20 protein-coding genes are annotated in these 23,737 nt (G+C 43.2%); 17 read left to right on the plus strand and 3 right to left on the minus strand.

Annotated elements, in window-relative coordinates:
• Window positions 1-254: 254 nt before the first annotated feature.
• From GXP75_RS10630 to GXP75_RS10675, 10 genes are all read left to right on the plus strand, one after another.
• Window positions 255-1,154 carry a dienelactone hydrolase family protein gene (locus GXP75_RS10630; protein WP_242556779.1) on the plus strand — a complete coding sequence of 300 codons (900 nt, stop codon included), beginning with the start codon at window positions 255-257 and terminating at the stop codon, window positions 1,152-1,154.
• Window positions 1,155-1,644: 490 nt separating this feature from the next.
• Window positions 1,645-2,421: a 6-carboxyhexanoate--CoA ligase gene (gene bioW / locus GXP75_RS10635; RefSeq protein ID WP_242556780.1), complete on the plus strand. Its 777-nt coding sequence runs from the start codon at window positions 1,645-1,647 to the stop codon at window positions 2,419-2,421.
• On the plus strand, window positions 2,411-3,757 hold the full coding sequence (bioA, locus tag GXP75_RS10640; protein WP_242556781.1) for an adenosylmethionine--8-amino-7-oxononanoate transaminase: 1,347 nt from the start codon (window positions 2,411-2,413) through the stop codon (window positions 3,755-3,757). The genes bioW and bioA overlap by 11 nt, the downstream gene beginning before the upstream one ends.
• Complete coding sequence (gene bioF, locus GXP75_RS10645) at window positions 3,747-4,919, plus strand: 8-amino-7-oxononanoate synthase (RefSeq protein ID WP_242556782.1); 1,173 nt, start codon at window positions 3,747-3,749, stop codon at window positions 4,917-4,919. The genes bioA and bioF overlap by 11 nt, the downstream gene beginning before the upstream one ends.
• Window positions 4,916-5,617: a dethiobiotin synthase gene (bioD, locus tag GXP75_RS10650; protein WP_214913997.1), complete on the plus strand. Its 702-nt coding sequence runs from the start codon at window positions 4,916-4,918 to the stop codon at window positions 5,615-5,617. The genes bioF and bioD overlap by 4 nt, the downstream gene beginning before the upstream one ends.
• On the plus strand, window positions 5,614-6,621 hold the full coding sequence (gene bioB, locus GXP75_RS10655) for a biotin synthase BioB (RefSeq protein WP_242556783.1): 1,008 nt from the start codon (window positions 5,614-5,616) through the stop codon (window positions 6,619-6,621). The genes bioD and bioB overlap by 4 nt, the downstream gene beginning before the upstream one ends.
• 139 nt (window positions 6,622-6,760) lie before the next feature.
• Entirely contained in the window at window positions 6,761-7,960 is a 1,200-nt protein-coding gene (locus GXP75_RS10660; protein WP_242556784.1) for a cytochrome P450, read from the plus strand.
• Window positions 7,961-8,042: 82 nt separating this feature from the next.
• The gene (locus tag GXP75_RS10665; RefSeq protein ID WP_242556785.1) at window positions 8,043-8,804 is read left to right on the plus strand and encodes an NAD-dependent epimerase/dehydratase family protein; all 762 of its coding nucleotides are present in this window, start codon (window positions 8,043-8,045) and stop codon (window positions 8,802-8,804) included.
• Window positions 8,805-9,003: 199 nt separating this feature from the next.
• Complete coding sequence (locus tag GXP75_RS10670) at window positions 9,004-9,864, plus strand: carbohydrate ABC transporter permease (protein ID WP_242557142.1); 861 nt, start codon at window positions 9,004-9,006, stop codon at window positions 9,862-9,864.
• Between the two features lie 26 nt (window positions 9,865-9,890).
• Entirely contained in the window at window positions 9,891-11,384 is a 1,494-nt protein-coding gene (locus GXP75_RS10675) for an extracellular solute-binding protein (RefSeq protein WP_242556786.1), read from the plus strand.
• Window positions 11,385-11,463: 79 nt separating this feature from the next.
• Here GXP75_RS10675 and GXP75_RS10680 read toward each other — a convergent pair whose 3' ends face one another.
• Complete coding sequence (locus GXP75_RS10680; protein WP_242556787.1) at window positions 11,464-13,779, minus strand: helix-turn-helix domain-containing protein; 2,316 nt, start codon at window positions 13,777-13,779, stop codon at window positions 11,464-11,466.
• 215 nt (window positions 13,780-13,994) lie between these two features.
• On the opposite strand from GXP75_RS10680, the gene rmgP reads away from it, so the two are divergent.
• The 6 genes from rmgP (at window position 13,995) to GXP75_RS10710 (ending at window position 18,842) form a co-directional block, all read left to right on the plus strand.
• On the plus strand, window positions 13,995-14,960 hold the full coding sequence (gene rmgP, locus GXP75_RS10685) for a polygalacturonan/rhamnogalacturonan ABC transporter permease (RefSeq protein ID WP_061571875.1): 966 nt from the start codon (window positions 13,995-13,997) through the stop codon (window positions 14,958-14,960).
• Between the two features lie 7 nt (window positions 14,961-14,967).
• Window positions 14,968-16,092, plus strand: coding sequence for a glycoside hydrolase family 88/105 protein (locus GXP75_RS10690; RefSeq protein ID WP_242556788.1), 1,125 nt, complete (start codon window positions 14,968-14,970; stop codon window positions 16,090-16,092).
• Complete coding sequence (locus tag GXP75_RS10695) at window positions 16,089-16,592, plus strand: lipoprotein YteS (RefSeq protein WP_396022458.1); 504 nt, start codon at window positions 16,089-16,091, stop codon at window positions 16,590-16,592. Before GXP75_RS10690 ends, GXP75_RS10695 begins: the two co-directional genes overlap by 4 nt.
• Window positions 16,593-16,604: 12 nt before the next feature.
• Window positions 16,605-17,894: a Gfo/Idh/MocA family protein gene (locus tag GXP75_RS10700; protein ID WP_242556789.1), complete on the plus strand. Its 1,290-nt coding sequence runs from the start codon at window positions 16,605-16,607 to the stop codon at window positions 17,892-17,894.
• 17 nt (window positions 17,895-17,911) lie between these two features.
• Window positions 17,912-18,592, plus strand: a complete 681-nt coding sequence (locus tag GXP75_RS10705; RefSeq protein WP_242556790.1) for a YesL family protein — start codon at window positions 17,912-17,914, stop codon at window positions 18,590-18,592.
• Between the two features lie 67 nt (window positions 18,593-18,659).
• Window positions 18,660-18,842 (plus strand): sporulation protein Cse60, encoded by a 183-nt coding sequence (locus GXP75_RS10710; RefSeq protein WP_003325003.1) that lies wholly within the window; start codon window positions 18,660-18,662, stop codon window positions 18,840-18,842.
• Between the two features lie 44 nt (window positions 18,843-18,886).
• Here GXP75_RS10710 and opuD read toward each other — a convergent pair whose 3' ends face one another.
• Window positions 18,887-20,422, minus strand: a complete 1,536-nt coding sequence (opuD, locus tag GXP75_RS10715; RefSeq protein WP_242556791.1) for a glycine betaine transporter OpuD — start codon at window positions 20,420-20,422, stop codon at window positions 18,887-18,889.
• 188 nt (window positions 20,423-20,610) lie between these two features.
• Window positions 20,611-21,879: a BaiN/RdsA family NAD(P)/FAD-dependent oxidoreductase gene (locus GXP75_RS10720; RefSeq protein WP_242556792.1), complete on the minus strand. Its 1,269-nt coding sequence runs from the start codon at window positions 21,877-21,879 to the stop codon at window positions 20,611-20,613.
• A 210-nt stretch (window positions 21,880-22,089) separates the two neighbouring features.
• Between GXP75_RS10720 and GXP75_RS10725 the strand changes: the two genes are divergently transcribed.
• Window positions 22,090-23,727, plus strand: a complete 1,638-nt coding sequence (locus GXP75_RS10725) for a putative polysaccharide biosynthesis protein (protein ID WP_003325006.1) — start codon at window positions 22,090-22,092, stop codon at window positions 23,725-23,727.
• Window positions 23,728-23,737 lie beyond the last annotated feature (10 nt).

The raw sequence follows: 23,737 nt of genomic DNA on the forward strand, positions 1-23,737 counted from the left end.
GGCCTTGGAGGCAATATCTTTTATACGAACCATCATGGAACTCCTTTTCTGTTGGAAAATATTCACTAAAAAGTTAGGCGTTTGTTTTATTAAAGTGATCCTAACACAGGGAAGTAAACGCTTTCGAAGGATATATTTAGATATTTTTCAGTCATTTTTAGTGAAGGTTTAATAAATTCTGATTTCTCGGTATATGAAAATAAAGGAAAAACCTAATTTGCATCGTATTGTGAAGATAAAGAAAGGGTGAGACGATGAAAGATATGAAAAGAGAGCAGCTTTTACATTTGCTTGGTGATCTGCCTGAAAAGCGGAAAATGAGTATCAGTACATTAACAACAGAAGAAAGAGAGAATGATATTCTCGAAACGCTGCTTCTTGATTTGAATGGAATTGAAAAAGTACCCGCTTATTTTGTAAAACCAAAAAACAGAACAGACAAAATGCCTGCGGTATTGTTTCAGCATTCACATGGGGGGCGTTACGAGAGGGGGAAGAGAGAGTTAACGGAAGGTGCGGAATATTTGAAAGCGCCTTCATTTTCTGAAGAATTCACATCACGGGGATATGCCGTACTTGCGCTTGACCATTGGGGGTTTGGAGACAGGAGGGGGAAAACAGAGAGCGGAATCTTTAAAGAAATGCTTCTGACCGGCAGGGTGATGTGGGGCATGATGGTATATGACAGCATGAGAGCGATTGATTATTTACAGACCCGTCCTGATATTTTGCCTGACAGAATCGGGACAATCGGAATGTCTATGGGCGGATTAATGGCATGGTGGACGACGGCGCTTGATGACCGGATTAAGGTCTGTGTGGATATATGCAGCCAGGTTGATCATGAAACGCTGATTGAAACACAGGACCTCGACCGCCACGGCATTTACTATTATGTTCCTTCCCTCGCGAAGCATTTTTCCGCGTCAGATATTCAAAGCATGATCGCTCCGCGTCCGCATCTAAGCCTTGTAGGAGAGCATGACCGCTTGACGCCTGTTAAGGGGATGAACAAAATCGAAACGGCCTTAACGGCTTTGTATCAAGAACAGGGGGCATCAGACCGATACCGGATGGTCCGTTCCGCTTCCGGGCATTTTGAAACGGCTGTAATGAGGCATGAGGCTTTACGTTTTTTAGAAAAATGGCTGTAGCGCGCAAAATGACAAGCTGATAGGAAAGGAAAGGAGAATGGAACAGCGCTAAAATGAACGTGACTGCTCAAGACTAATCGCAAGACTGACGCTCTGCCAATTATTTTTTTGTATTGGAACGACCAATATTCAAAACTACAAGCGATGATTATGGTTTATACGGTTGATGTTAATGGCGAAAGTATTGAACCAATGCTTCTGTGTGTACTGCCATGATTTAACGATTAACTATTCAATATACACGTCATCCTTACTTATGATATTGAATGATTGTATGTTCTTCAGCTCCCTATACGACCGGCTTCTTGCTTTTTCCTCCAGCATTCTTATTTTTAATCACATTTCAATTTCATTTACACATTGACAGAATACGTAAGGAATACTAATATCATAAATGTTAACCTTTTTATAAAAGTGGTTTACAATTGTTCGAACAACATGTTTTGAACTTGCTGTCATTCTGTTATCAACTGAAAACAAGGGGGAAGACATGCGGGAAGAAAAATTTTATAGCGTCAGAATGAGAGCTTCCAAGAATGGTTCTCATGAAGTCGGCGGAAAACATTTATCTGGCGGAGAACGGCTTACAACCTATGAAAATATGATACATACAGTGAATGCCTTATTAGAAAAAGGCATATATCATTCAAGAGGAAAACCGGATTTTATGAAAATTCAGTTCGAATGTATTGACGAACCTATACAGTTGGTTAATCCGTTACACATTGAAACACATGAAGTTGAATCAGCAGAAAAGGGACAAGTGCTAGCAAGAAAACTTTTAGAAAAAGCAGGCATTCAAAAAAAGATGATTGATTTAGCGTATGAACAAATTCCTGAATGTTCCGGATTGAGGGGAGCTATACTGTTTGATATTCATTCTGGCAAACGAATTGATCAGAGAAAGGAAAGAGGCGTACGGGTTTCCAGGATGGATTGGCCTGACACTAACTTTGACAAATGGTCCAAGTGTTATCAAATGCCTCGAAATTCAAGAATAAAAGAAGCGCTTGTACTTGCAACGAAGGTAAGTAAACATCCGGCTACTATCGCAGAATTATGCTGGTCAGATGACCCTGATTACATAACCGGCTACGTTGCGAGTAAAAAACTGGGCTATCAGCGTATCACGAAGTTGAAAGAATACGGAAACGAAGGCGGCTGCCGAATCTTTTTTGTCGATGGCTTAAGAGATTTGAAGACTTACATAGACTACCTGGAAAAACAGCCTGTTTTCATTCAATGGGAGGAAGAAAATGATGCATGAGTTGATTGAAAAAAGCAAAAAGAACCTTTGGCTGCCTTTCACTCAAATGAAAGACTATGATGAAAATCCTTTGATCATTGAAAGCGGAAAAGGAATAAAAGTAAAAGACATAAACGGCAAGGAATACTATGACGGCTTTTCCTCTGTTTGGCTAAATGTACACGGGCACCGTAAAAAAGAATTAGATGATGCGATAAAAAAACAGCTTGGAAAAATCGCGCACTCCACATTATTAGGCATGACAAATGTTCCGGCGACAGAGCTTGCCGAAAAATTAATCGAAATAAGCCCTGAAAAGCTGACGCGTGTTTTTTATTCAGATAGCGGCGCTGAAGCGATGGAAATCGCTCTTAAAATGGCGTTTCAATATTGGAAGAACATTGGGAAGCCTGAGAAGCAAAAATTTATCTCGATGAAAAACGGCTATCATGGCGATACGATTGGCGCCGTCAGTGTAGGCTCGATCGAGCTTTTCCATCATGTATACGGCCCGTTAATGTTTGAAAGTTTTAAAGCGCCGATCCCTTATGTATACCGCTCTGAAAGCGGTGATCCTGTACAGTGCCGCGATGAGTGCCTGCATGAACTTGAACGGCTGCTTATTGAAAACCACGGCGAAATAGCAGCGCTTTCTATTGAATCGATGGTTCAAGGAGCGTCCGGTATGATCGTGATGCCGGCAGGTTTTTTGGCAGGTGTACGTAAGCTTTGTACAAATTATGATGTTTTATTGATTGTTGATGAAGTTGCGACAGGCTTTGGACGTACGGGGAAAATGTTTGCCTGTGAACATGAAAATGTGCAGCCTGACTTAATGGCAGCAGGAAAAGGAATTACAGGAGGATATTTACCGATTGCCGTCACTTTTGCCACAGAGGACATCTACAAGGCATTCTATGATAATTATGAAAACTTAAAAACCTTTTTCCACGGCCATTCATATACAGGAAACCAGCTTGGCTGTGCGGTTGCGATTGAAAATTTACGTTTGTTTGAATCTGAAGAAATCGTTGAACAGGTGGCACGAAAAACCGAGCGGCTTCACTTGCTTCTTCAGGATCTGAAATCGCTTCCTCACGTGGGCGATATCCGGCAGCTCGGTTTTATGTGCGGCGCAGAGCTTGTGCAGTCAAAGGAAACAAAATTATCTTATCCTGCTGAACAGCGGATCGGGTACAAAGTTTCTTTAAAAATGAGAGAGCTTGGCATGCTGACGCGGCCGCTGGGAGATGTGATTGCATTTCTGCCTCCTCTCGCGAGCACAACAGAAGAGCTTGAAGAAATGGTATCAATTATGAAAGAAGCCATTGAAGAGGTAACCAGCTTTGAATTTTGATGAATGGTTAAGCGGGCGGTTAGACAGAACGAAGGAAGCCGGGCTGTATCGAACAGTACGAACAATGAATTCTGCTCCCCAGCCTGAGATGAATATTGACGGCAAGAAACAAATCGTCTGTTCATCAAATAATTATTTAGGCTTGGCGAATGATAAACGATTGATCTCTGCAGCAGAAACAGCACTGCATCATTTTGGAACAGGAAGCAGCGGTTCACGTTTAACAACAGGCAATTCGATCTGGCATGAAAAACTCGAAAAAAAAATTGCTGGCTTTAAGCGGACGGAAGCAGCTTTACTGTTTTCTAGCGGCTACTTAGCCAACGTCGGTGTACTTTCATCCTTACCTGAAAAAGGAGACATCATTTTAAGCGATCAATTAAATCATGCAAGTATTATTGACGGCTGCCGCCTGTCAAAAGCGGATACGGCCATTTATCGCCATATTGATATGGTTGATCTTGAAGGAAAGCTGAAAGAAACACAGCGTTATCAGCGCCGTTTTATCGTAACAGACGGAGTGTTTAGTATGGACGGCACGATTGTTCCTCTTGATCAGATCACCTTGCTTGCTAAACGCTACAATGCCTTCGTTATCGTCGACGATGCCCACGCAACAGGTGTTTTAGGGGAAAACGGAAGGGGGACAAGTGAACACTTCGGTGTCTGTCCTGATGTTGTGATTGGCACCCTGAGCAAAGCTGTTGGTACGGAAGGAGGTTTTGCTGCCGGTTCAGCCGTATTCATCGACTTTCTGCTGAACCATGCCAGAACGTTTATCTTTCAAACGGCTATTCCGCCGGCAAGCTGTGCTGCTGCTTATGAGGCATTGGACATAATTGAAAATAGTAACGAAAAACGCCAACTTTTGCTTTCGTATATAAAAAAGATAAAAACCGCTCTAGTAGAAATGGGTTTCGTTGTAAAAGGGGATCTTACACCGATTATTCCTGTGGTCATTGGGGATGCCCAAAAAGCTGTAATATTTGCGAAACGGCTGCAGGAAAAAGGAATTTATGCACCGGCTATTCGTCCCCCAACCGTTGCAATAGGAGAAAGCCGTATCAGATTAACGGTCACCGCTGATCACAGTGTAAGAGAAATAGATAAATTGTTAGAGTCATTTTATTTAATTGGGAAGGAGTTGAACATGTTGATATGAAGGGTTTTTTTGTAACAGGCACAGATACAGGAGTTGGGAAAACTATTATATCTTGCGGCCTTGCAGCTTTATTTAAAGAGAGAAAGATGGATGTCGGGGTATTTAAGCCTTTCTTAAGCGGTATTTCACGTTACCATCCAGAAAGCGATACCGCTTTATTAAAGCAAATGTCACAAACGTTTCTCTCCCATGAAGAGATTACTCCTTTCGAATTCAAAGAGCCGCTTGCTCCATACGTTGCAGGGAAGCTGGAAGGAAAGGCTATCAAAATGGAAGAGGTCTTGTTCCATTGGGAGAGAATGAGAGAAAAACATGATTGTTTTATCGTAGAAGGTGCCGGCGGTATTTCGGTGCCATTGGGAGAGGATTTTTTAGTCAGTCATGTAATAAAAGCTTTAGAACTCCCGGTTATTATTGTAGCACGGCCTAATCTTGGGACGATTAATCACACATTTTTAACCGTTCAATATGCAAAAAGCATGGGCCTATCAATTGCCGGTATCGTAATAAATGGAATCAGCCACTCTCCTGATCTTGATGAAAAGACCAATCCGGACATAATTGAGGACTTGTGCGGTGTACCGGTTTTAGGGGTAACGCCAAAGCTTGAAGACATAACAAAAGAAAGCGTTAAAAAAATGGTGACGGACCATATAGATGTGTCCTTACTTATTAATCGAATGGGGGCAGGAAGATGAATCAATGGGTGGACCTTGCAGACCGAGTGTTAGATGGAGCGGAAGTCACAAACGAAGAGGCTCTTTCAATCTTAGAATGTCCAGATGAGGAAATTCTGCTGCTGATGCATGCTGCTTTTCAGATCAGAAAACGCTTTTATGGAAAAAAAGTAAAGCTTAATATGATTATGAATGCGAAGTCCGGACTGTGCCCGGAAAATTGCGGATATTGTTCTCAGTCTGCCATTTCGAAAGCGCCGATTGATGCTTATCGGATGGTAAATAAAGATACCCTTCTAGAGGGCGCAAAGCGTGCACATGATTTAAATATAGGAACATATTGTATCGTTGCCAGCGGCAGGGGGCCGTCTAATAGAGAAGTTGATCAGGTTGTTGAAGCGGTGCAGGAAATTAAAGATACGTATGGATTGAAAGTTTGTGCATGTCTCGGGCTGTTAAAACCGGAGCAGGCGCAACGTCTCAAAGAAGCGGGAGTAGACCGCTATAATCATAATTTGAATACATCACAGAGCAACCATGCCAACATTACCACTTCACATACGTACGATGACAGGGTTAATACAGTGGAAATAGCAAAAGAATCTGGTATGTCTCCTTGCTCAGGTGTCATTATCGGGATGAAGGAGACGAAACAGGATGTTATCGATATTGCACAAAGCTTGAAAGCTCTTGACGCGGATTCAATACCGGTCAATTTCTTGCATGCGATTGACGGCACACCCTTAGAAGGCGTAAATGAATTAAACCCGCTGTATTGTTTAAAAGTACTCGCTCTATTCCGTTTTATCAATCGGTCAAAGGAAATCCGCATTTCAGGAGGACGGGAAGTCAACCTGCGTTCATTACAGCCACTAGGGTTATATGCAGCCAATTCCATTTTTGTCGGAGATTATCTAACAACGGCTGGGCAAGAAGAAACGGAAGATCATAAAATGCTGCTTGATTTAGGATTTGAAGTAGAGTCGGTACAAGAAATGAAAGCCAGCCTAGAAGCGAAGAGTTAAAAAATAAAATCAACCGGTGAGACAGCGATTGCTTTTCATTTCAAAGTATTCACTGTCTCCCCATTGAAAAAAATTCATAATGTGTTCATCATATAGCGTAATCGCCTCTTTGTAAAAATAACCCGAGCGGGGGCATGACATGACAATTAAAAATCTAACAATCCCTGTTTCACTTTCTTCTTCTGAGTTTTTTGAAAATCCATATCCTTTTTACGATAAGCTGCGTTCTATTCATCCAATATATAAGGGGAATTTCTTAAAATACCCGGGATGGTATGTAACCGGATATGCAGAGGCGGCAGCGATTCTTAAAGATACCAGATTTAAAAATCGCATCCCGCTCCCAGAGAACTCACAAAAATACAGTGAACTTAAAAATATGCAGCACCATATGATGCTGTTTAAAAATCCACCTGATCATAAACGTATACGCATGCTGGTTAGCAGAGCATTTACTCCAAGATTTGCAGAAAGCTTTCGTCCTTATATAAACGAAACTGTTAATGTCTTGCTTAATGAAGTGCAGTATAAGAGAACAATGGATGTTGTTTCAGATTTTGCTTTTCCTTTAGCAAGCCTCATTATAGCTAAAATGTTAGGAGTACCGGCAGGAGAGAGTTATCAATTTAGAGAATGGACTGCAAGCTTAATTCAAACAATAGATTTTACCAGATCCAGAAAGGAGTTAACAAAGGGTAACGATAAGGCTATAAAGTTAATAGCGTATTTCAAAGATCTGATTCAACAGAAAAAACATAACCCTCAAAATGACCTCATCAGCATGTTAATGAAGGAGCAGCAAGATGACAGGTTATCAGATGAGGAATTACTGGCAACATGTATATTGCTCGTCATTGCCGGACATGAGACAACGGTAAATCTCATCAGCAATTCGATCCTTTCCTTATTAAATCATCCAGAGAAACTAATGGAACTAAAGGAAAAGCCATCGCTTATTGAATCGGCAGTCGAGGAATTTTTACGCTATGAGAGCCCTACACAAATGACGGCTCGTGTTGCATCTGAAGATATTGAAATAAACGGAATAACGATTAAAAAAGATGAACATGTATATATCCTTTTAGGAGCTGCTAATCGAGATCCGAAAAAATTCACTCATCCTCATGTGCTTGATATCACTAGAAATCCAAATCCTCATCTCGCATTTGGACAGGGCATTCATTTTTGTTTAGGTTCTTCATTGGCACGTTTAGAAGCACAAATCGCGATTTGTACACTGCTGCAACGAATCCCTAACCTTCAACTGACTGCTCCTAACGTGCAATATCGGAAGCTTATTGGTTTTAGATCATTGGCAGAACTTCCGGTTACTTTTTAATAAAGAGCGTCTCTCCATAATGTTTGAAAAAGCTGCTGTCGCGCGAAAAATGGGTAAGCTAATAGGAAAGGAGGGTGAAACAATGAAAAAAATAGTAATTGCCGGCGGCAGCGGTGTCATCGGAAGAATTTTGGCAAAAGGCCTCTCACCTGAGTTTCAAGTGGCAGTGCTTGATAAGGAACGCTGTGAAGGCGGATTTGAATCCTATCAGGCCGATGCGTCAAGCTACCCGGATTTAGTCAAGCATATTCCGAATGACACGGATGTGCTCGTGAATTTACTTGCTGTAAAAATCAAGCATGATGTTTTGAATATTGATGAATTTGAAAAAATGACGGATGTGTTTTACAGGGCGAGTTATTATTTATACCGTGCGGCTGTTGAGCTTGGAATCAAAAAGGTGATCTTTGCCAGCAGCAATCATGTTACAGATGTTTACGAAGAAAACGGCCGCTCACTGCTGGGCCGGGAAATTACAACACAGGATTATCCGAAATCAAAAAATTTGTACGGTGTATTAAAATTAACATCTGAAAATATCGGGCATCTGTTTTACCTTGAAAACAAGCTCTCTGTGATTAACCTTCGAATCGGGACGGTAGCGGAAAACGAGACCGGCATCCTTTATGAAAAAGAACGGACGAATAAAACACTGCTTTCCCATACTGATTTACTTAAGATATTCAAAGCGGCGATTGAAACAGATATCGGCTATGGCACTTATTACGCGGTGTCCGATAATCCGGGAAAACCTTGGTCCATAGAATCCGCCATAAATGAACTCGGGTATACACCTGAAATGAATACTAGAGATTTATTAAAAGAAAAAGAGGACGGTCAATAAGAAAAGCATAATCATTTTCTAAGATTATGCTCTTTTTCTTTTATTCCCCGCTGTACAATAGACTCTGTTCAAATGATTATAGACGCTGTTATTTCCATTTGTTACATTGAAATCACGATATCGGCGACAGCTGCAGCTTGTTAAGTTTTTAAAATGATAACGCTTACAACAAGGGGGGGTGATGAGCATCGTTCATTCTATGAAAGGCCGCATGTTCACTATTTTCAATTATACGTTTTTGCTTACATTTGCTTTGATCTGTGTTCTTCCGTTCATCCATGTCATAGCTGCCTCTTTTGCTACGGTGGAGGAGGTCGTATCGAAAAAATTCATTTTGATACCAAGCACCTTTTCGCTTGATGCCTATCGGTATATATTCTCAACGGATCTTCTCTATAAAAGCTTGGTGATATCTGTATTTGTTACTTTCATAGGGACCGCTGTCAGCATGTTTTTATCTTCTCTGATGGCGTACGGATTGTCCCGCCGCGATTTAAAAGGGCGCCAAACGCTCATGTTTCTGGTTGTGTTCACGATGCTGTTCAGCGGGGGAATGATCCCGACGTTTATCGTCGTGAAAACACTTGGGCTGCTCGATTCTTATTGGGCCCTCATTCTTCCGACAGCTATCAATGCATTTAATTTAATCATCTTAAAAAACTTCTTTCAAAACATTCCCGCCAGTTTGGAAGAGTCTGCGAAAATGGACGGCTGTAATGATCTGGGCATTTTCTTTAAGATTGTGCTGCCGTTGTCGCTTCCCGCGATTGCAACGATTTCATTATTTTATGCAGTGACATATTGGAACACCTATATGACGGCGATTCTTTATTTAAATGATTCGGCAAAATGGCCGATTCAAGTGCTCCTGCGCCAAATTGTGATTGTATCAAGCGGCATCCAGGGAGACATGTCTGAAATGGGGGCCGCTAGCCCGCCGCCGGAGCAGACGATCAAGATGGCGGTTATTGTGGTCGCGACGATTCCCGTGCTGCTTGTCTATCCGTTTATACAGAAACATTTTGCAAAAGGCGCGCTGTTAGGGTCTGTAAAGGGATGAGGAAGTCTAAAAAACGGAGGGGTACTATGGGGAAAACATTTCGGATGCTGATGATTGTCCTGATTTTAGGGATCAGCGGAGCACTGGCAGGCTGCAAAGGAACCGAAAAAACGTCAGCTGAAAGCAAAACGGATTTGGACTCGAAGGTCAAGCTGTCTTGGATGGCGATTTTATATCACCAGCAGCCGCCGAAAGACAGAGCGATAAAGGAAATTGAAAAGCTGACAAATACAGAGCTTGATATTACATGGGTTCCTGACGCCGTGAAAGAGGACAGATTAAATGCAGCTTTGGCGGCGGGAAATCTGCCGCAGATCGTTTCCATTCAGGACATCAAAAATTCATCTGTGATGAACGCATTCAGGTCAGGCATGTTTTGGGAGATCGGTGATTATATAAAAGACTACCCGAATCTGCGTAAAATGAATAAATTGATTAACAAAAATGTATCTGTAGACGGCAAGCTGTATGGCATTTACAGAGAGCGGCCGCTATCCAGACAGGGAGTCGTCATACGTAAGGATTGGCTGGAGAATTTGAATATGAAGACACCTGAAAGCCTTGAGGATCTATTTGAAACGGCAAAATCATTTACTGAAAAAGATCCTGACGGAAACGGGAAGAATGATACGATCGGCATCACAGACCGAAACGATTTGATTTACGGCGCCTTTAAAACACTTGGTTCATATCAAGGCATGCCGACCGATTGGAAGAAATCAAATGGAACTCTAACACCAGATTTTATGACGAAAGAGTACAAAGAGACGATGGATTATATGAAAAAGCTTCGTGATAACGGCTATATGAATAAGGATTTTCCGGTGACAAGCAAGACACAGCAGCAGGAATTGTTTTCTCAGGGGAAAGCCGGCATTTATATTGGCAATATGGTGGATGCGGTTAATTTGCGGGACAATTCTTCAGATAAATCAATGGAGCTTGAAATCCTCAACCGCATAAAAGGCTCCGATGGAAAGGAACGTATTTGGGCATCGGGCGGACATAACGGTTTGTTTGCTTTTCCGAAAACGAGTGTGAAAACAGAAGCGGAATTAAAACGGATATTGGCATTTTTTGACCGCATCGCGGAAGAAGACGTGTATAGCTTAATGACATACGGCATCGACGGCGTACACTATAACAAAGGCAAAGGGAAGACCTTCACGCGGGAGGAAAGCCAAGTGAAAGACTGGCAGACCGATATACAGCCTCTCTCCGGTTTGATTGCCATTGACAAAGCATACTTAAAAAACACCGGTGATCCGCTCCGCACGGCGTACGAAGAACTGACAGAGGACAATAACAAGATCATTGTCGCCAACCCTGCTGAAAGCTTGTACTCAGCCGCTGCATCAGAACGGGGCGAAGAGCTGCAAAAAATCATTGATGATGCCACATACAAATATATACTCGGAGAGATAAATGAAAGCCAATTTGATAAAGAAATAGAAAAATGGAAAACAAACGGCGGAAAACAAATCATCGAGGAATATGAAGCTTCTCTTAAAAAAGAATGATAGGAAAAAGAAAGCCGGAGCATTTTTCATGCTCTGGCTTTTGCCAACCATCTGAAACCCGCCCTGAAAATCGGGTTTTTTATGTGTTTCTTTTTTGCTCGCGGTATTTGCCGGGTGTAATGCCCTCAAGCTTTTTAAACGATCTGATAAAGTTTTGTGAATTTTTATATTTTAACTTTTCTGAAATTTCTTTAACCGGCATCTCTGTTTCTGCAAGCCAGTTTTTTGCCATGTGATGGCGATAGGAAGAGACATATTCGCTAAATGAGATATTCATTTCTTTTCTGAATATACTGCTCAAATAATTCGGGTTGTAATGCAGTCTCCGTGCAATTTCGTCCAGCGTAAGCTCTGAATCGAATTCCTGATGGATAATGTGAATGATTTTCTCGGAAATGTTTTTATATTGTGATGCCGACCGCGCGTCCAATTTTTCGATGATCGGATTAATGAGCTCCGTTTTAAGCCAGCTTTCTGTATCTTCAAATGTTTTCAGCTCGAAGATATGATCATAAAGCATTTTATTTTCTTCAAGCTCAAACAGTTCAATTCCGAGCACATGCATCAGTTCAATTAAATGATTCAAAAAGCGGGCGATGGCGATTTGGAACTGGTAAGGGTTGGTATTATGCGTGAATATGGATTGTAAAATGGCGTGTAAGGCTTGATCGGTTTTCGCTTTGTCGCCGGATTTGACAGCGTCGAACAATTCATGCTGAAGCTGCTTAGGAAAGTGGGTTTTGAATGATTTTTTCTGTTCGATACGCTGAAAGAAGATGATCGATTTCTTTTCAGCTTGCAACCGGTATTTCAACGCTTCCGACCCTTCCGCATATGCTGTCTTGGCCATGGCTAATTGTTCAAACGGCTGGCTGATTCCGACGCTGACCGGCAAACGCAGCTCAGTTTCCGCACTTTCTTGAATGAGCTGTGCCATTTCATGTAAATCTTGAATAAATTCTTCTTTGGATTCACCTCGGTTGATCAGAATGGTGGCCTGCTGCTTATCCACGATGGCGGGAGGAAGCCGCTTATCGGCCGGGATGGTATGTTCAATGAGACTGTTGACGGCGAACAACAGCAAGTCAATGTCTTTTTTTTCATATGGTGTATGCTGCAGTGTGTCGATTTGCAGTACAAGAACGCCGAGATGGCGCCAATCTTGCTTGAGACCCAAGCTTTCGAAACGGTTATTGACTTCTTCATCGGTCAGTTTGCCGAGCAGGAGCCTGACCATAAAGTATTGCTGAAGATGAGTCGCCTGCTGCTCGATTGTTGCTTCCAAATCATCGTTTTTATCTTTGATTTGTTTGATGCTGCGTTCGATCAGTTCGAATTCATTTTGGTGCGGCTGTTTGCTTAAAAAGGTATCATGGCGCGCAAATGATTCATAAAGCAGGCGGATCGGTTTGTAAAAATGACGGGAACCGAACCAGGAGAACAGTAATGAAAGCGCTAACAATATAAAGCAGATCATAAAGGTGATCCAGCCGATCGACTTCGCCTCCTTTTTAAGTTCCGGCAAGGAGACAAGGGAGAAATAAGTCCAAGTATTATAATCGGATTTTTGATAGGTGATCTTGTAATGGATCTGATCAATTTTCATTTCGAATTGCCCGTTTTGGGAGCCGGCAGACAAAATCTTTTTCACAAAGGCTTTGTTTTGGAGAGAACCGCCTATGTCAGCTATATTGTTGTGAAGGATGATGTTTCCTTTTTCATCTATGACGGACACACTCTCTGCCGCTGAATAGTCAGGCATGTTTTTCACGAGTGAGCAGCTTGGTATACTGGCGGCAGCGAGCCCTTTTGTGTTGGTGCTGTTGAGCGGAAGCTGTTTTATCAAATTAATATTGTGCGGGCAGTTTCCTGAATTTCCTTCCTTTGTAGAGATCAATTTATTGTTTTTCTCTAACTGCCAATAGGAACGGCTCGGTTTGTTTTTGGTATAGGCTCTGGCTGCTGCCAGCTGGGCGTCCGTTTTGATCCGGTATAAACCCGAATTATTCATATACCAATTACTGATATAGCTGACGAGCGTCATGTTGGACAGGTCGGTATCAAAACTTTGCAGGTAATTCAGCTCTTGATTCACTTGATTATAAAGCTGAAATTGATCAGAATATAAAGGCTCTGACAATATTTGAAGGAGAGGCGGCGAACTGACATAGTGAGTCAGGGAATGATCAACCGTTTTTAATATATGTTCAATGTTTTGCCGGGTTTGCTGAAGTGTTTCCAGCTTTTCTTCTGATACGTTGGAGATCGCCGTTTTCTGTGAATGCTCGTACGAAAAGATTCCGACTATGATGACAGGAATCGTACTGAGCAAACAGAAAAACGTGATTAGTTTGTAATAAAACTTGTATTGGCTTCTTTTCATAAAACCCCCCATTTCCTTACAATTCTCTTGTTCTAATACAATTAATCCAAAGATTTATAGATATTGTCAATAATCATTTTCTGATATGGGTGTCTTTGTCACAGATAGAGAGGCTGAAAAGCGCTAGAGAGGGGGCTGGGCAATGATGTGATGACATGATTGTAGACGGACTTTCACAAGCTGGGCTACAGTGATACCAACACCCCTTGAAAGGAGGCAGTGAAATAGTGAGAACAGCAGAAGCCACATCCCAGTCTGTAAACACGATGACTTTAAAAAAAGAAAAAAGAAAGCGCTTACTAAATAAGCTGATGCAGCAAAAGTATTTGTATCTGATGATTCTGCCGGGCTGTATTTATTTTTTGCTTTTTAAATATGTGCCGATGTGGGGAATCGTTATCGCGTTTCAGGATTATCAGCCGTTTCTCGGCATATTAGGCAGTGAGTGGGTCGGCTTAAAGCACTTTGTCAGACTGTTTACAGAGCCTACATTTTTTATCCTCTTAAAAAACACATTGCTGTTATTCGCATTAAATCTCATCATTTTTTTCCCGGTACCGATTTTGTTGGCCCTTCTGCTGAATGAAGTGAGAATCGCTTTATTTAAAAAATTCATCCAAACGCTGATCTACATTCCCCATTTTATGTCCTGGGTGATTGTCGTATCGCTTTCATTTGTGCTTCTGACGGTGGATGGAGGGCTGATTAACGAGCTGATCGCGTTTTTCGGCGGGGAAAAGATTAATTTCCTTCTGAATGAGGAATGGTTCAGGCCCCTGTATATTCTGCAGGTGATCTGGAGAGAGGCCGGCTGGTCAACGATCATTTATCTCGCTGCGATCACAGCCGTTGATCCGCAGTTATATGAAGCGGCAAAAATGGACGGCGCAGGCCGTCTCCGCCAAATGTGGCATATTACGCTCCCTGCTATCAAGAGTGTCATCGTAGTCCTGTTAATTTTAAAAATTGGCGATACGCTTGAGCTTGGTTTTGAGCATGTGTATTTGCTATTAAACGCGACGAATAGAGAAGTGGCGGAAATTTTTGATACGTATGTGTATACCGCAGGCTTAAAACAGGGGCAATTCAGCTACAGTACAGCGGTCGGCGTATTTAAAGCGGCAGTCGGACTGATCTTGGTGATGCTTGCGAATCGCTTGGCGAAGAAGTTCGGAGAAGAAGGAATCTATTAAGAGAGGAATGGTTTCTATGAATTTATCAACCGTAACGAAATCACCGCTTACGTATGCGGAAGCATTGACGAAAACAATCATGAACACATATACAGTCGAAGAGCTCCCGCCCGCAAACCGCTGGCACTATCATCAGGGTGTGTTCTTATGCGGCACTGTAAGCCTGTGGAAAGCAACAGGTCAGGATTGTTATATCGAGTACGTCAAAGCATATGCAGATCTATTGATTGATGATTACGGCAATCTCTTATTTAAAAGAGACGAGCTTGACGCCATCCAGGCGGGGCTTCTTCTGTTTCCTCTATATGAAATTACCCGTGATGAGCGTTATATGAAGGCGGCAAAAAGGCTGCGGGGCTTATACGGCACACTGAATCAGACATCTGAACAGGGCTTCTGGCACAAGGACGGCTATCCTTATCAAATGTGGCTGGACGGTTTGTATATGGGAGGGCCGTTCGCTTTGAAATATGCGAACCTTACACAAGAGCAGAAGCTGTTTGACATGGTTATCTTGCAAGAGCGGCTGATGAGAAAACACATGAAAGACAAGAAAACCGGCCTCTATTACCATGCGTGGGATGAAATGAAAAAAATGCCGTGGTCCAATCAGGATACAGGCTGTTCCCCAGAATTTTGGGCAAGGTCGATCGGCTGGTATGTGACGGCACTGGCGGACATGATTGAAGAGCTGCCGAGGCACCATACAACGAGTCAAGTATGGATAAAAACGCTTCGGGAAATGCTTGAGAGCATTTGCGAATATCAGGATGAAAAGACCGGTCTGTGGTATCAGATTGTTGATAAAGGAGATCGACCTGACAACTGGCTTGAAAGCTCCGGATCGTGCCTGTATATGTATGCCATGGCGAAAGCGATTAATATGGGTTACATCAGCCCGTCTTATAAGGATCAAGTTTTAAAAGCGTTTCAAGGACTGATCCAATATAAAACGGAAACGAGAGAATCTGACGGCTTCTTTTTTGTAAAGGACATATGTGTCGGCACATCGGCAGGATTCTATGATTACTACGTCAACAGGGAAAAAAGCACGAATGACCTGCATGGAGCGGGTGCCTTTATTTTAGCAATGACTGAAACAGACAAACTTCTTACCTCAACAAAAAAATGAATAACATGTTAAAGCTGGCCGCGTATGGAGTGCTTTCTGTGCTGCTTCTGACATCATGCTCCAGCAAGCCGGAGGGCATTCACGTGATCATGTTTTCCGATATGAAGGCAGACTTACAGGAAAAAATAAAAGATGCCGCCTCAGGCAAAGGAGCAGAAGCTGACATTTTTCCGGTGCTGCCGGAGAAACTCCTTGTTGAAATCACCGCTCAGGAAGGGGATTTGTTTATCGTGCCTGAGGACATGTTTCACACTTACGACGATCCGGAGAACTTTCAGCTATTAGATGAACTGTCTGGAGAAAAAAGAGGCCCTTATACAATTCTTAATCAAGAAACAAGGGAAAGAGCCGATTATGCCATTCTTATCGAAAAAGGGGAAAAGCGGCTGAATGGCTGTTCGTTTCGTCTGAATCGGAATATGGTAGCGTTTATCCCCGCCTATTCTGAAAAAACAAAGGAAGCACTCGAACTGATTACTCAATTAAAAGAAGTCCGATAGAGGTGGATACCATTGAAGAAAATTGCCATTTGCGGGTTGAGCAGCAGGGCATTCAGCATGTTTATTAAGCCTTTACTCACAAATTTTTCATCCGGCTATCAGATTACCGGCTTGCTTGATGCCGATCCGAAAAGGTTTGCCGTTTGCAAGGAGAGGTTCCCGGAGCTTGAACAGGTTTCTGTATTTAAAGAAGAGGAGTTTGACGACATGATGAGGCGGTCAAATCCGGACGCGGTCATTGTGACGGGAAGAGATGACACCCACGTCAGGTATATTATCAGAACGCTTCAATGGGATAAGGATGTCATTACGGAAAAACCGATGGTCACCACTGTGCATGATGCGAAGCGGGTGCTTGCGGCTGAAGCCAAAAGCAAAGGAAAGGTCACCGTCGCTTTTAATTACCGGTACAGCCCGTACCACCGCAAGATCAAAGAGCTGATTTTGGAAGGGAAATTAGGGAGAATTACATCAGTTGATTTGAATTGGTATATTGACACGTATCACGGCGCCAGCTATTTTAAGCGCTGGAACCGATCAAGGCAGTATTCAGGCGGCCTTTCGGTTCACAAATCAACGCATCATTTTGATCTGGTGAACTGGTGGCTGGACCAGCAGCCGGAGGAAGTGTTTGCCTACGGGAATTTATATTATTTCGGTTCAAAAAGCGAATGGAATCCGCTGCGGGGAGAGGACGGCCGATTTTGCGGAACGTGCAGCGTCAGGGAGAAATGCCAATATTACTCAAGGTGGCATCCCCGCTCACAAAACGCGGCGGTGAAGGATGATCATATCGATTCATCCGCAGATCAATCTCTGCTGTATACCAAATATAGGCCGGACGCGTGTATTTTTGATGAAGAAATTGATATCGAGGATACGTATGTGGCCGCTGTAAAATATGACGGCGGTGCGCTTTTGAGCTACTCTGTCACTTTTTCCGCTCCGTATGAGGGGTACCGCCTTACGATAAACGGCACGAAAGGAAGGATTGAAACGAACGAATTCCACGAGCCTTCCAGAATTCCGTTCAGCTTTCCCGAGCAGACGATCGAATATTACCCGCTTTTTGAGTCTAAGCAAACGATTCAAGTGGTCAAAAACGACGGAGGGCACGGCGGAGGAGATCCGCTTTTGCTGGAGGACATCTTTTTAGGAAAAGATCCGCTGCGTCCGTATGACATTTTGGCGGGGGCTGAGGCAGGAGCTTATTCAATCGCAGTCGGTGAAGGAATATGGCGGTCTGTCGCGGAAAAGAAACCGATCACCATCAAGGGGCTTTTCCATATGCAAAACGCTTAATGAAAGGAGGGAAGGGAATGGAGTATGATGGTTCCATGGGCAGAGTGCTGCAAATATGCGAGTGGGTCATGAGATTTGCCTATACAAACTTCCTTTGGCTGGTCTTCACCGTACTTGGGCTTGGCATCTTCGGTTTTATGCCGGCGACTGCCGCATTATTCGCTGTGATGAGAAAATGGATTCAAGGCCGAGAGCACGTAGCTGTCTGGCAGACGTTTCACCGAGAATATAAAGCCGAGTTTATCCGGTCGAATCTCATCGGTGCCGTGCTGGCTAGTGTCGGACTGGTTATTTATATTGATCTGGCTTTTATCTATCCTGATCATTTCTTTTTGCATGTCTTGCGCTTCGCTATTTATATCTTCGGCTTTTTGTTTATTTCGATGCTTTTATATATCTTCCCGCTGCTTGCTCATTTCAACTGGAAAAAACGCCTGTATTTCAAATTTTCTCTTTTGCTTAGTGTCGCGTATTTACAATATACGCTGGTCATGCTTGCTTTAACGATCGCCGCGTTTGTGCTTCTGGCTTATCTGCCGGGTATTATTCCTTTTTTCAGCGTCAGCCTTCTCAGCTTCTTCCACATGCGGATTGCTTATATTGTTTTGCAGAACACAGAGCGGCAAGATGAAAAAAAGGAGAAGAGAAAACCGGCCGTTCCCGCTTTCTATCCTTCTGACAGAGCTGAACACGGATAAAGAGTTTTTTTCTCTATCATAACCCTGTTCCGTCCGGAATAGATTGATAGGGAAAGGAGAGCGAGTGATGTTAAAGGTAGCTGTGTTTGATGAGGAGCATGAAAAAGATTTGCAAACGGAGATCAATTCGTTTTTAAAGGGCATTTCGGAAGAACAGCTGGTTGATATTAAATACACCGTGTCTGCGGCGTGCGATCCTGAAGGCGAGCAGCTGTATTGTTTTTCGGCTTTAATTTTATATCGAAAATAAAATGATCTTTCCGCTGAAGTCGCGGAAAGATCATTTTGTTCAACCTATGCTTTTTTTACACGAGGGCTTCTCGGTTTTTGATATTTCTCAGCTTTTTTTATATCTTTGCGTTCCGTTGACAATGCTTTGTACAAGGCCGCAATCATGAGAAGGATAACAATTGAGAAGGGCAGGGCAGCAAGTATCGCTGTATTTTGCAGAGCGCTGAGCCCTCCGGAATACAAAAGAACGGCCGCCATTGCAGATTGAATGATGCCCCAGCTTAGCTTCACAGAGTTTGACGGATTTAAAGAACCATACGTCGTCTGCATGCCTAACACAAATGTTGCCGAGTCGGCTGATGTAATAAAGAAAACGGCAATTAACACAAGCGCCAGAATGGACGTAACCATTGTGAGCGGATAATTGTCAAGCGTGCCGAACAGCATATTTTCTGTCGTAAGGCCGGCGATGTGAAACGCACCGGTCTGTTCGAGATCTATAGCAGATACGCCAAAGATAGAGAACCAAAGAAAAGCAAGAATACAAGGCGCTACCAAAACACCTATTAAAAACTCACGGATCGTCCGGCCTCTTGAAACTCGGGCGATGAATATGCCGACAAATGGAGACCAGGAAATCCACCAAGCCCAATAGAAAATCGTCCAGTTATTGATCCATTCGCGTTTTCCCGGATCATTCGGCGATAATCTGAAGCTCATCTGAACAATATTTGAGATGTACTGTCCGATAGAATCGGTAAGTGAGTTCATAATCAAAATGGTAGGACCGACAATCAGCATAAACACCATTAGCAGCCCTGCCAAAATCATATTCATATTGCTCAAATATTTAATGCCTTTTCCTAAACCGCTCCATGATGAAGCTAAAAAGAGTACAGTTACAACACAGATCAAAATCAATTGAACGGTGAAATTAATCGGAATGTCGAATAAATAATTCAATCCGCCGTTAATTTGGGTCGCCCCGATGCCCAAGCTTGTAGCTACCCCCGCTACTGTGGCAAAAACGGCGATACAGTCAATGGTTTTTCCAATCGGCCCGTTTACCTTTTCGCCTAAAATAGGGTACAGCGTGCTGCTGATCAGACCGGGCGCATCTTTGCGAAATTGAAAGTAAGCAATACACAGCGCAACAACCGCGTAGATAGCCCATGCGTGCAGCCCCCAGTGGAAAAACGTATACCGGAGTGAATCCCGGAAAGCTTGAGGGCTTCCTGTTTCACCTGATGGAGAGCTGATTGCAAAATGGCTGATCGGTTCAGCCGCACCGTAAAAAACTAGTCCAATTCCCATACCGGCGCTAAACAGCATTGCAAACCAAGACAGCAGATTGAATTCCGGCTTTTCGTCCTGTTTGCCCAGTTTGATTTTGCCGATCGGGCTGAATATTAAAAAGAGACAAAATCCGACGAAAATAGAAACAACTAATAAATAATACCAGCCAAATGAATTTGTAATAAAGGTTTGTGCCGTTTCTGACACATTTTGCAGGTTTTCTGGAGCGATCACTCCCCACAGCACTGCTGCTGCTGTGATAGCAATCACAATCCAAAAAACACTCGAAATATTTTTATTCAAATTATCCTCACCCTCTGACATTTATTTTACTTTTACTTGTAAGTCTAGTATAAGTCATGCAGCCAAAAACCATTCTTTCCTCACAATACCCCATGATCAGGTGAAACAAAACGATTCCACCCTACCATTACTTCAGCAATTCTTCAAGACATCTATGCTGCAAAATTCATTCTCAAAGGGTAAGTGTCCTAAGCGTTTTCTTTGGCGAAACGTCCGGCGTTAACCCCTGCGAGCCGTCCAGTGACAAGAGCTGACGTGATATTGTATCCTCCCGTATATCCGTGAATATCCAATATTTCTCCGCAAAAATACAGCCCGTCCATTTTTTTTGAAGCCAGTTTCTTTGGATCAATTTCCTTTACAGATACACCTCCGCCCGTTACAAAGGCTTTGTCGATGGAGAGGGTTCCGTTGGCGGTCACAGTAAACTGCTTACAGTCTTTTATAAAGGCTCTGAAGTTCTCTTTCGACAGTTCAGAAAATGAAATCTGAGGATCTATGCTGTTCTTTTCAAGCAAAAAGAGCAAATACCGCTCCTGCATCCACGGCTTCAAGACATTTTTGATTGCTTTTTTCGGAGCCTCCTTCAGTTCCCTGTGCATCTTTTGAAACAGCTCTTCTTCGTTTATATGAGGGTAAAGGTCAATGCGCAGTGGAACCTCGGGCTGTTTTCTCAGCTCTTTAACAACAAATTGGCTGCATCTGAGAATGGCCGGGCCTGACAAGCCGAAATGGGTAAACAGCATGTCCATCACGTGGGTGACGACCGGCTTGCCTCTTTTGTTCAGCACGCTGACGCCGACATCTCTGAGAGATAAGCCCTGCAATATTTTTTGTTTAATAAACGGTTCGGCGGAAGTGACCGGCACTTCTGTCGGAAACAGCTCGGTAATGGTATGCCCCGCAGCTTCTGCCCAGGCGTAGCCGTCTCCCGTACTCCCGGTATGGGGAACGCTTTTTCCTCCGACAGCGATAATAACTGCCCGGGCGTGAATCACCTCATCATTGTTTGTGATAATGCCCGCCGCCCGGCCGTTTTCATAGCTGACAGTTTTGATTTTTTCATTTGTGCGGATGGTGACACCGAGCTGTTTCAGCCGGTCTAAAAGTGCGTCCACCACGCTTTGTGCTTTGTCTGTAACAGGGAACATCCGCCCGTGGTCTTCTTCTTTTAACTGAATTCCGAGTTTTTCAAAAAACGCAATAATATCCTCATTGTTAAATTCCGAAAAGGCGCTGTATAAAAAACGCCCATTGCCGGGAATATGCTTGATCAGCTCTTCTACGGGAAGGCGGTTCGTCACATTGCAGCGGCCGCCTCCGGAAATGGCGAGCTTGCGTCCTAATTTATTTCCTTTATCTATTAATAAAACACTGGCGCCCTGTTCACCCGCTGCAATCGCAGCCATCAGGCCTGATGGTCCGCCGCCAATCACGATTACGTCATATTGCTTCATAGTTCATCAACAACTTTCTTTTCACATATAGGTCGGCAGGAGAAAAAACTCCATACGCTTCTATTATAGCGAAAGAAGCGTTTGCCTTAAACGTCTTTTATCCAAACTGTGGCTATGAAGAGATTCTGTTTTGTATTTATTACCGTAAAAATGACCACTTGTGTTAAAATAGAAAAGTTGAATCTTCGTAGAAAATGGTGATGAAGAAACATGTCAAGCAAACTGTTAAGAGGCACGTTTGTGTTAACACTCGGAACTTACATATCGCGGATATTAGGTATGATTTATTTAATTCCTTTCGGCGCGATGGTCGGAGCAACAGGCGGTGCCTTATTTCAATACGGATATAATCAATATACAATTTTTTTAAACATCGCTACCATGGGATTTCCGGCGGCGGTGTCCAGATTTGTCTCGAAATACAATTCAAAGGGTGATTATGAAACAAGCAGGAAGATGCTGAAGGCCGGCATGTCAGTCATGCTTGTCACCGGAATGATTGCCTTTTTTATCCTGTATCTGTCTGCTCCATTTTTCGCAAAAATCTCCCTTGGAGGCGCGGATAATAATGGGTTGACGGTTGATCACGTGGTATATGTCATCCGCATGGTCAGCTTGGCGCTGTTAGTTGTGCCGATTATGAGTCTTGTGAGGGGATTTTTTCAAGGGCACCAGATGATGGGTCCGACGGCTGTCTCACAAGTGGTTGAGCAGCTTGCGCGCATTATTTTTCTATTGAGCGCAACCTATATCGTTTTAAAAGTCATTGACGGCGGCCTTGTCATTGCAGTCGGCTATGCAACGTTCGCCGCACTGATCGGTGCGTTTGGCGGATTGATTGTGCTTTATTATTATTGGAATAAACGAAAAGGCGATTTGCTGGCCATGCAGCCGAATACAGGCCCGACCGCCGATTTAAGCTATAAGAAAATGTTTCTCGAGCTTTTCAGCTATGCCGCTCCTTATGTTTTTGTAGGCTTGGCGATTCCGCTTTATTCTTATATTGATACGAATACGTTTAATAAAGCGATGATTGAAGCGGGCTATAAGGATATAAGCCAGGACATGCTTGCGATTGTCACACTGTATGTGCCAAAGCTTGTCATGATTCCTGTTTCCTTGGCTACTGCATTTGGGCTGACCTTGATTCCGACCATTACGGAATCATTTACGAACAGGAATTTTAAGCTGTTGAACCAGCAGATTAACCAGACAATGCAGATTATCCTGTTTTTAGTGGTTCCCGCGGTCATCGGGATGTCGTTTTTATCAGGTCCGGCATATACGTTCTTTTACGGTTCTGAAAGCCTTCATCCTGAAATCGGACAAGGCATCTTGTTCTGGTATGCGCCGGTTGCCATATTGTTTTCTTTGTTTACCGTCAATGCTGCTATTCTGCAAGGCATTAATAAGCAAAAATTCGCCGTTGTCAGCCTCGTGCTGGGTGTCATTGTCAAAGTGCTGCTGAACGTGCCGCTTATCAAATTGTTTCAGGGCAACGGAGCCATCTTGGCGACTGCGCTTGGCTACTCCGTCTCGCTTTTGTACGGATTTATCATGATCCGACGCCATGCGGGGTACTCATATAAGATTTTACTCAAGCGCGCCATTTTGATTTTCATTCTGTCCGCCGTCATGGGGATCGCTGTGAAAATCACCGAGTGGATTTTGAGCCTGTTTATCTCATATGAAAATGGCCAGATGCAATCAGCCTTTGTTGTCTTTGTCGCTGCCGTCATCGGCGGAGCTGTCTATATGTACGGAGCTTACCGTTTAGGATTTTTGGAGAAAATGTTCGGACGCCGGCTGCCGGGGTTTTTAAAGAAAGGAAGACATTCTTCTGAATAACAAGTTTGCA

It is taken from the genome of Bacillus sp. HU-1818 (assembly GCF_022695965.1).
Lineage (GTDB): Bacteria > Bacillota > Bacilli > Bacillales > Bacillaceae > Bacillus > Bacillus atrophaeus.

Bases quoted from the DNA above. Each gene is read 5' to 3' on its own strand.
- GXP75_RS10630 (WP_242556779.1), top strand. From the start codon at position 255: ATGAAAGATATGAAAAGAGAGCAGCTTTTACATTTGCTTGGTGATCTG.
- bioW (WP_242556780.1), top strand. From the start codon at position 1,645: ATGCGGGAAGAAAAATTTTATAGCGTCAGAATGAGAGCTTCCAAGAAT.
- bioA (WP_242556781.1), top strand. From the start codon at position 2,411: ATGATGCATGAGTTGATTGAAAAAAGCAAAAAGAACCTTTGGCTGCCT.
- bioD (WP_214913997.1), top strand. From the start codon at position 4,916: ATGAAGGGTTTTTTTGTAACAGGCACAGATACAGGAGTTGGGAAAACT.
- bioB (WP_242556783.1), top strand. From the start codon at position 5,614: ATGAATCAATGGGTGGACCTTGCAGACCGAGTGTTAGATGGAGCGGAA.
- GXP75_RS10660 (WP_242556784.1), top strand. From the start codon at position 6,761: ATGACAATTAAAAATCTAACAATCCCTGTTTCACTTTCTTCTTCTGAG.
- GXP75_RS10665 (WP_242556785.1), top strand. From the start codon at position 8,043: ATGAAAAAAATAGTAATTGCCGGCGGCAGCGGTGTCATCGGAAGAATT.
- GXP75_RS10670 (WP_242557142.1), top strand. From the start codon at position 9,004: ATGAAAGGCCGCATGTTCACTATTTTCAATTATACGTTTTTGCTTACA.
- GXP75_RS10675 (WP_242556786.1), top strand. From the start codon at position 9,891: ATGGGGAAAACATTTCGGATGCTGATGATTGTCCTGATTTTAGGGATC.
- GXP75_RS10680 (WP_242556787.1), bottom strand. From the start codon at position 13,779: ATGGGGGGTTTTATGAAAAGAAGCCAATACAAGTTTTATTACAAACTA.
- GXP75_RS10690 (WP_242556788.1), top strand. From the start codon at position 14,968: ATGGTTTCTATGAATTTATCAACCGTAACGAAATCACCGCTTACGTAT.
- GXP75_RS10695 (WP_396022458.1), top strand. From the start codon at position 16,089: ATGAATAACATGTTAAAGCTGGCCGCGTATGGAGTGCTTTCTGTGCTG.
- GXP75_RS10705 (WP_242556790.1), top strand. From the start codon at position 17,912: ATGGAGTATGATGGTTCCATGGGCAGAGTGCTGCAAATATGCGAGTGG.
- GXP75_RS10710 (WP_003325003.1), top strand. From the start codon at position 18,660: ATGTTAAAGGTAGCTGTGTTTGATGAGGAGCATGAAAAAGATTTGCAA.
- GXP75_RS10720 (WP_242556792.1), bottom strand. From the start codon at position 21,879: ATGAAGCAATATGACGTAATCGTGATTGGCGGCGGACCATCAGGCCTG.
- GXP75_RS10725 (WP_003325006.1), top strand. From the start codon at position 22,090: ATGTCAAGCAAACTGTTAAGAGGCACGTTTGTGTTAACACTCGGAACT.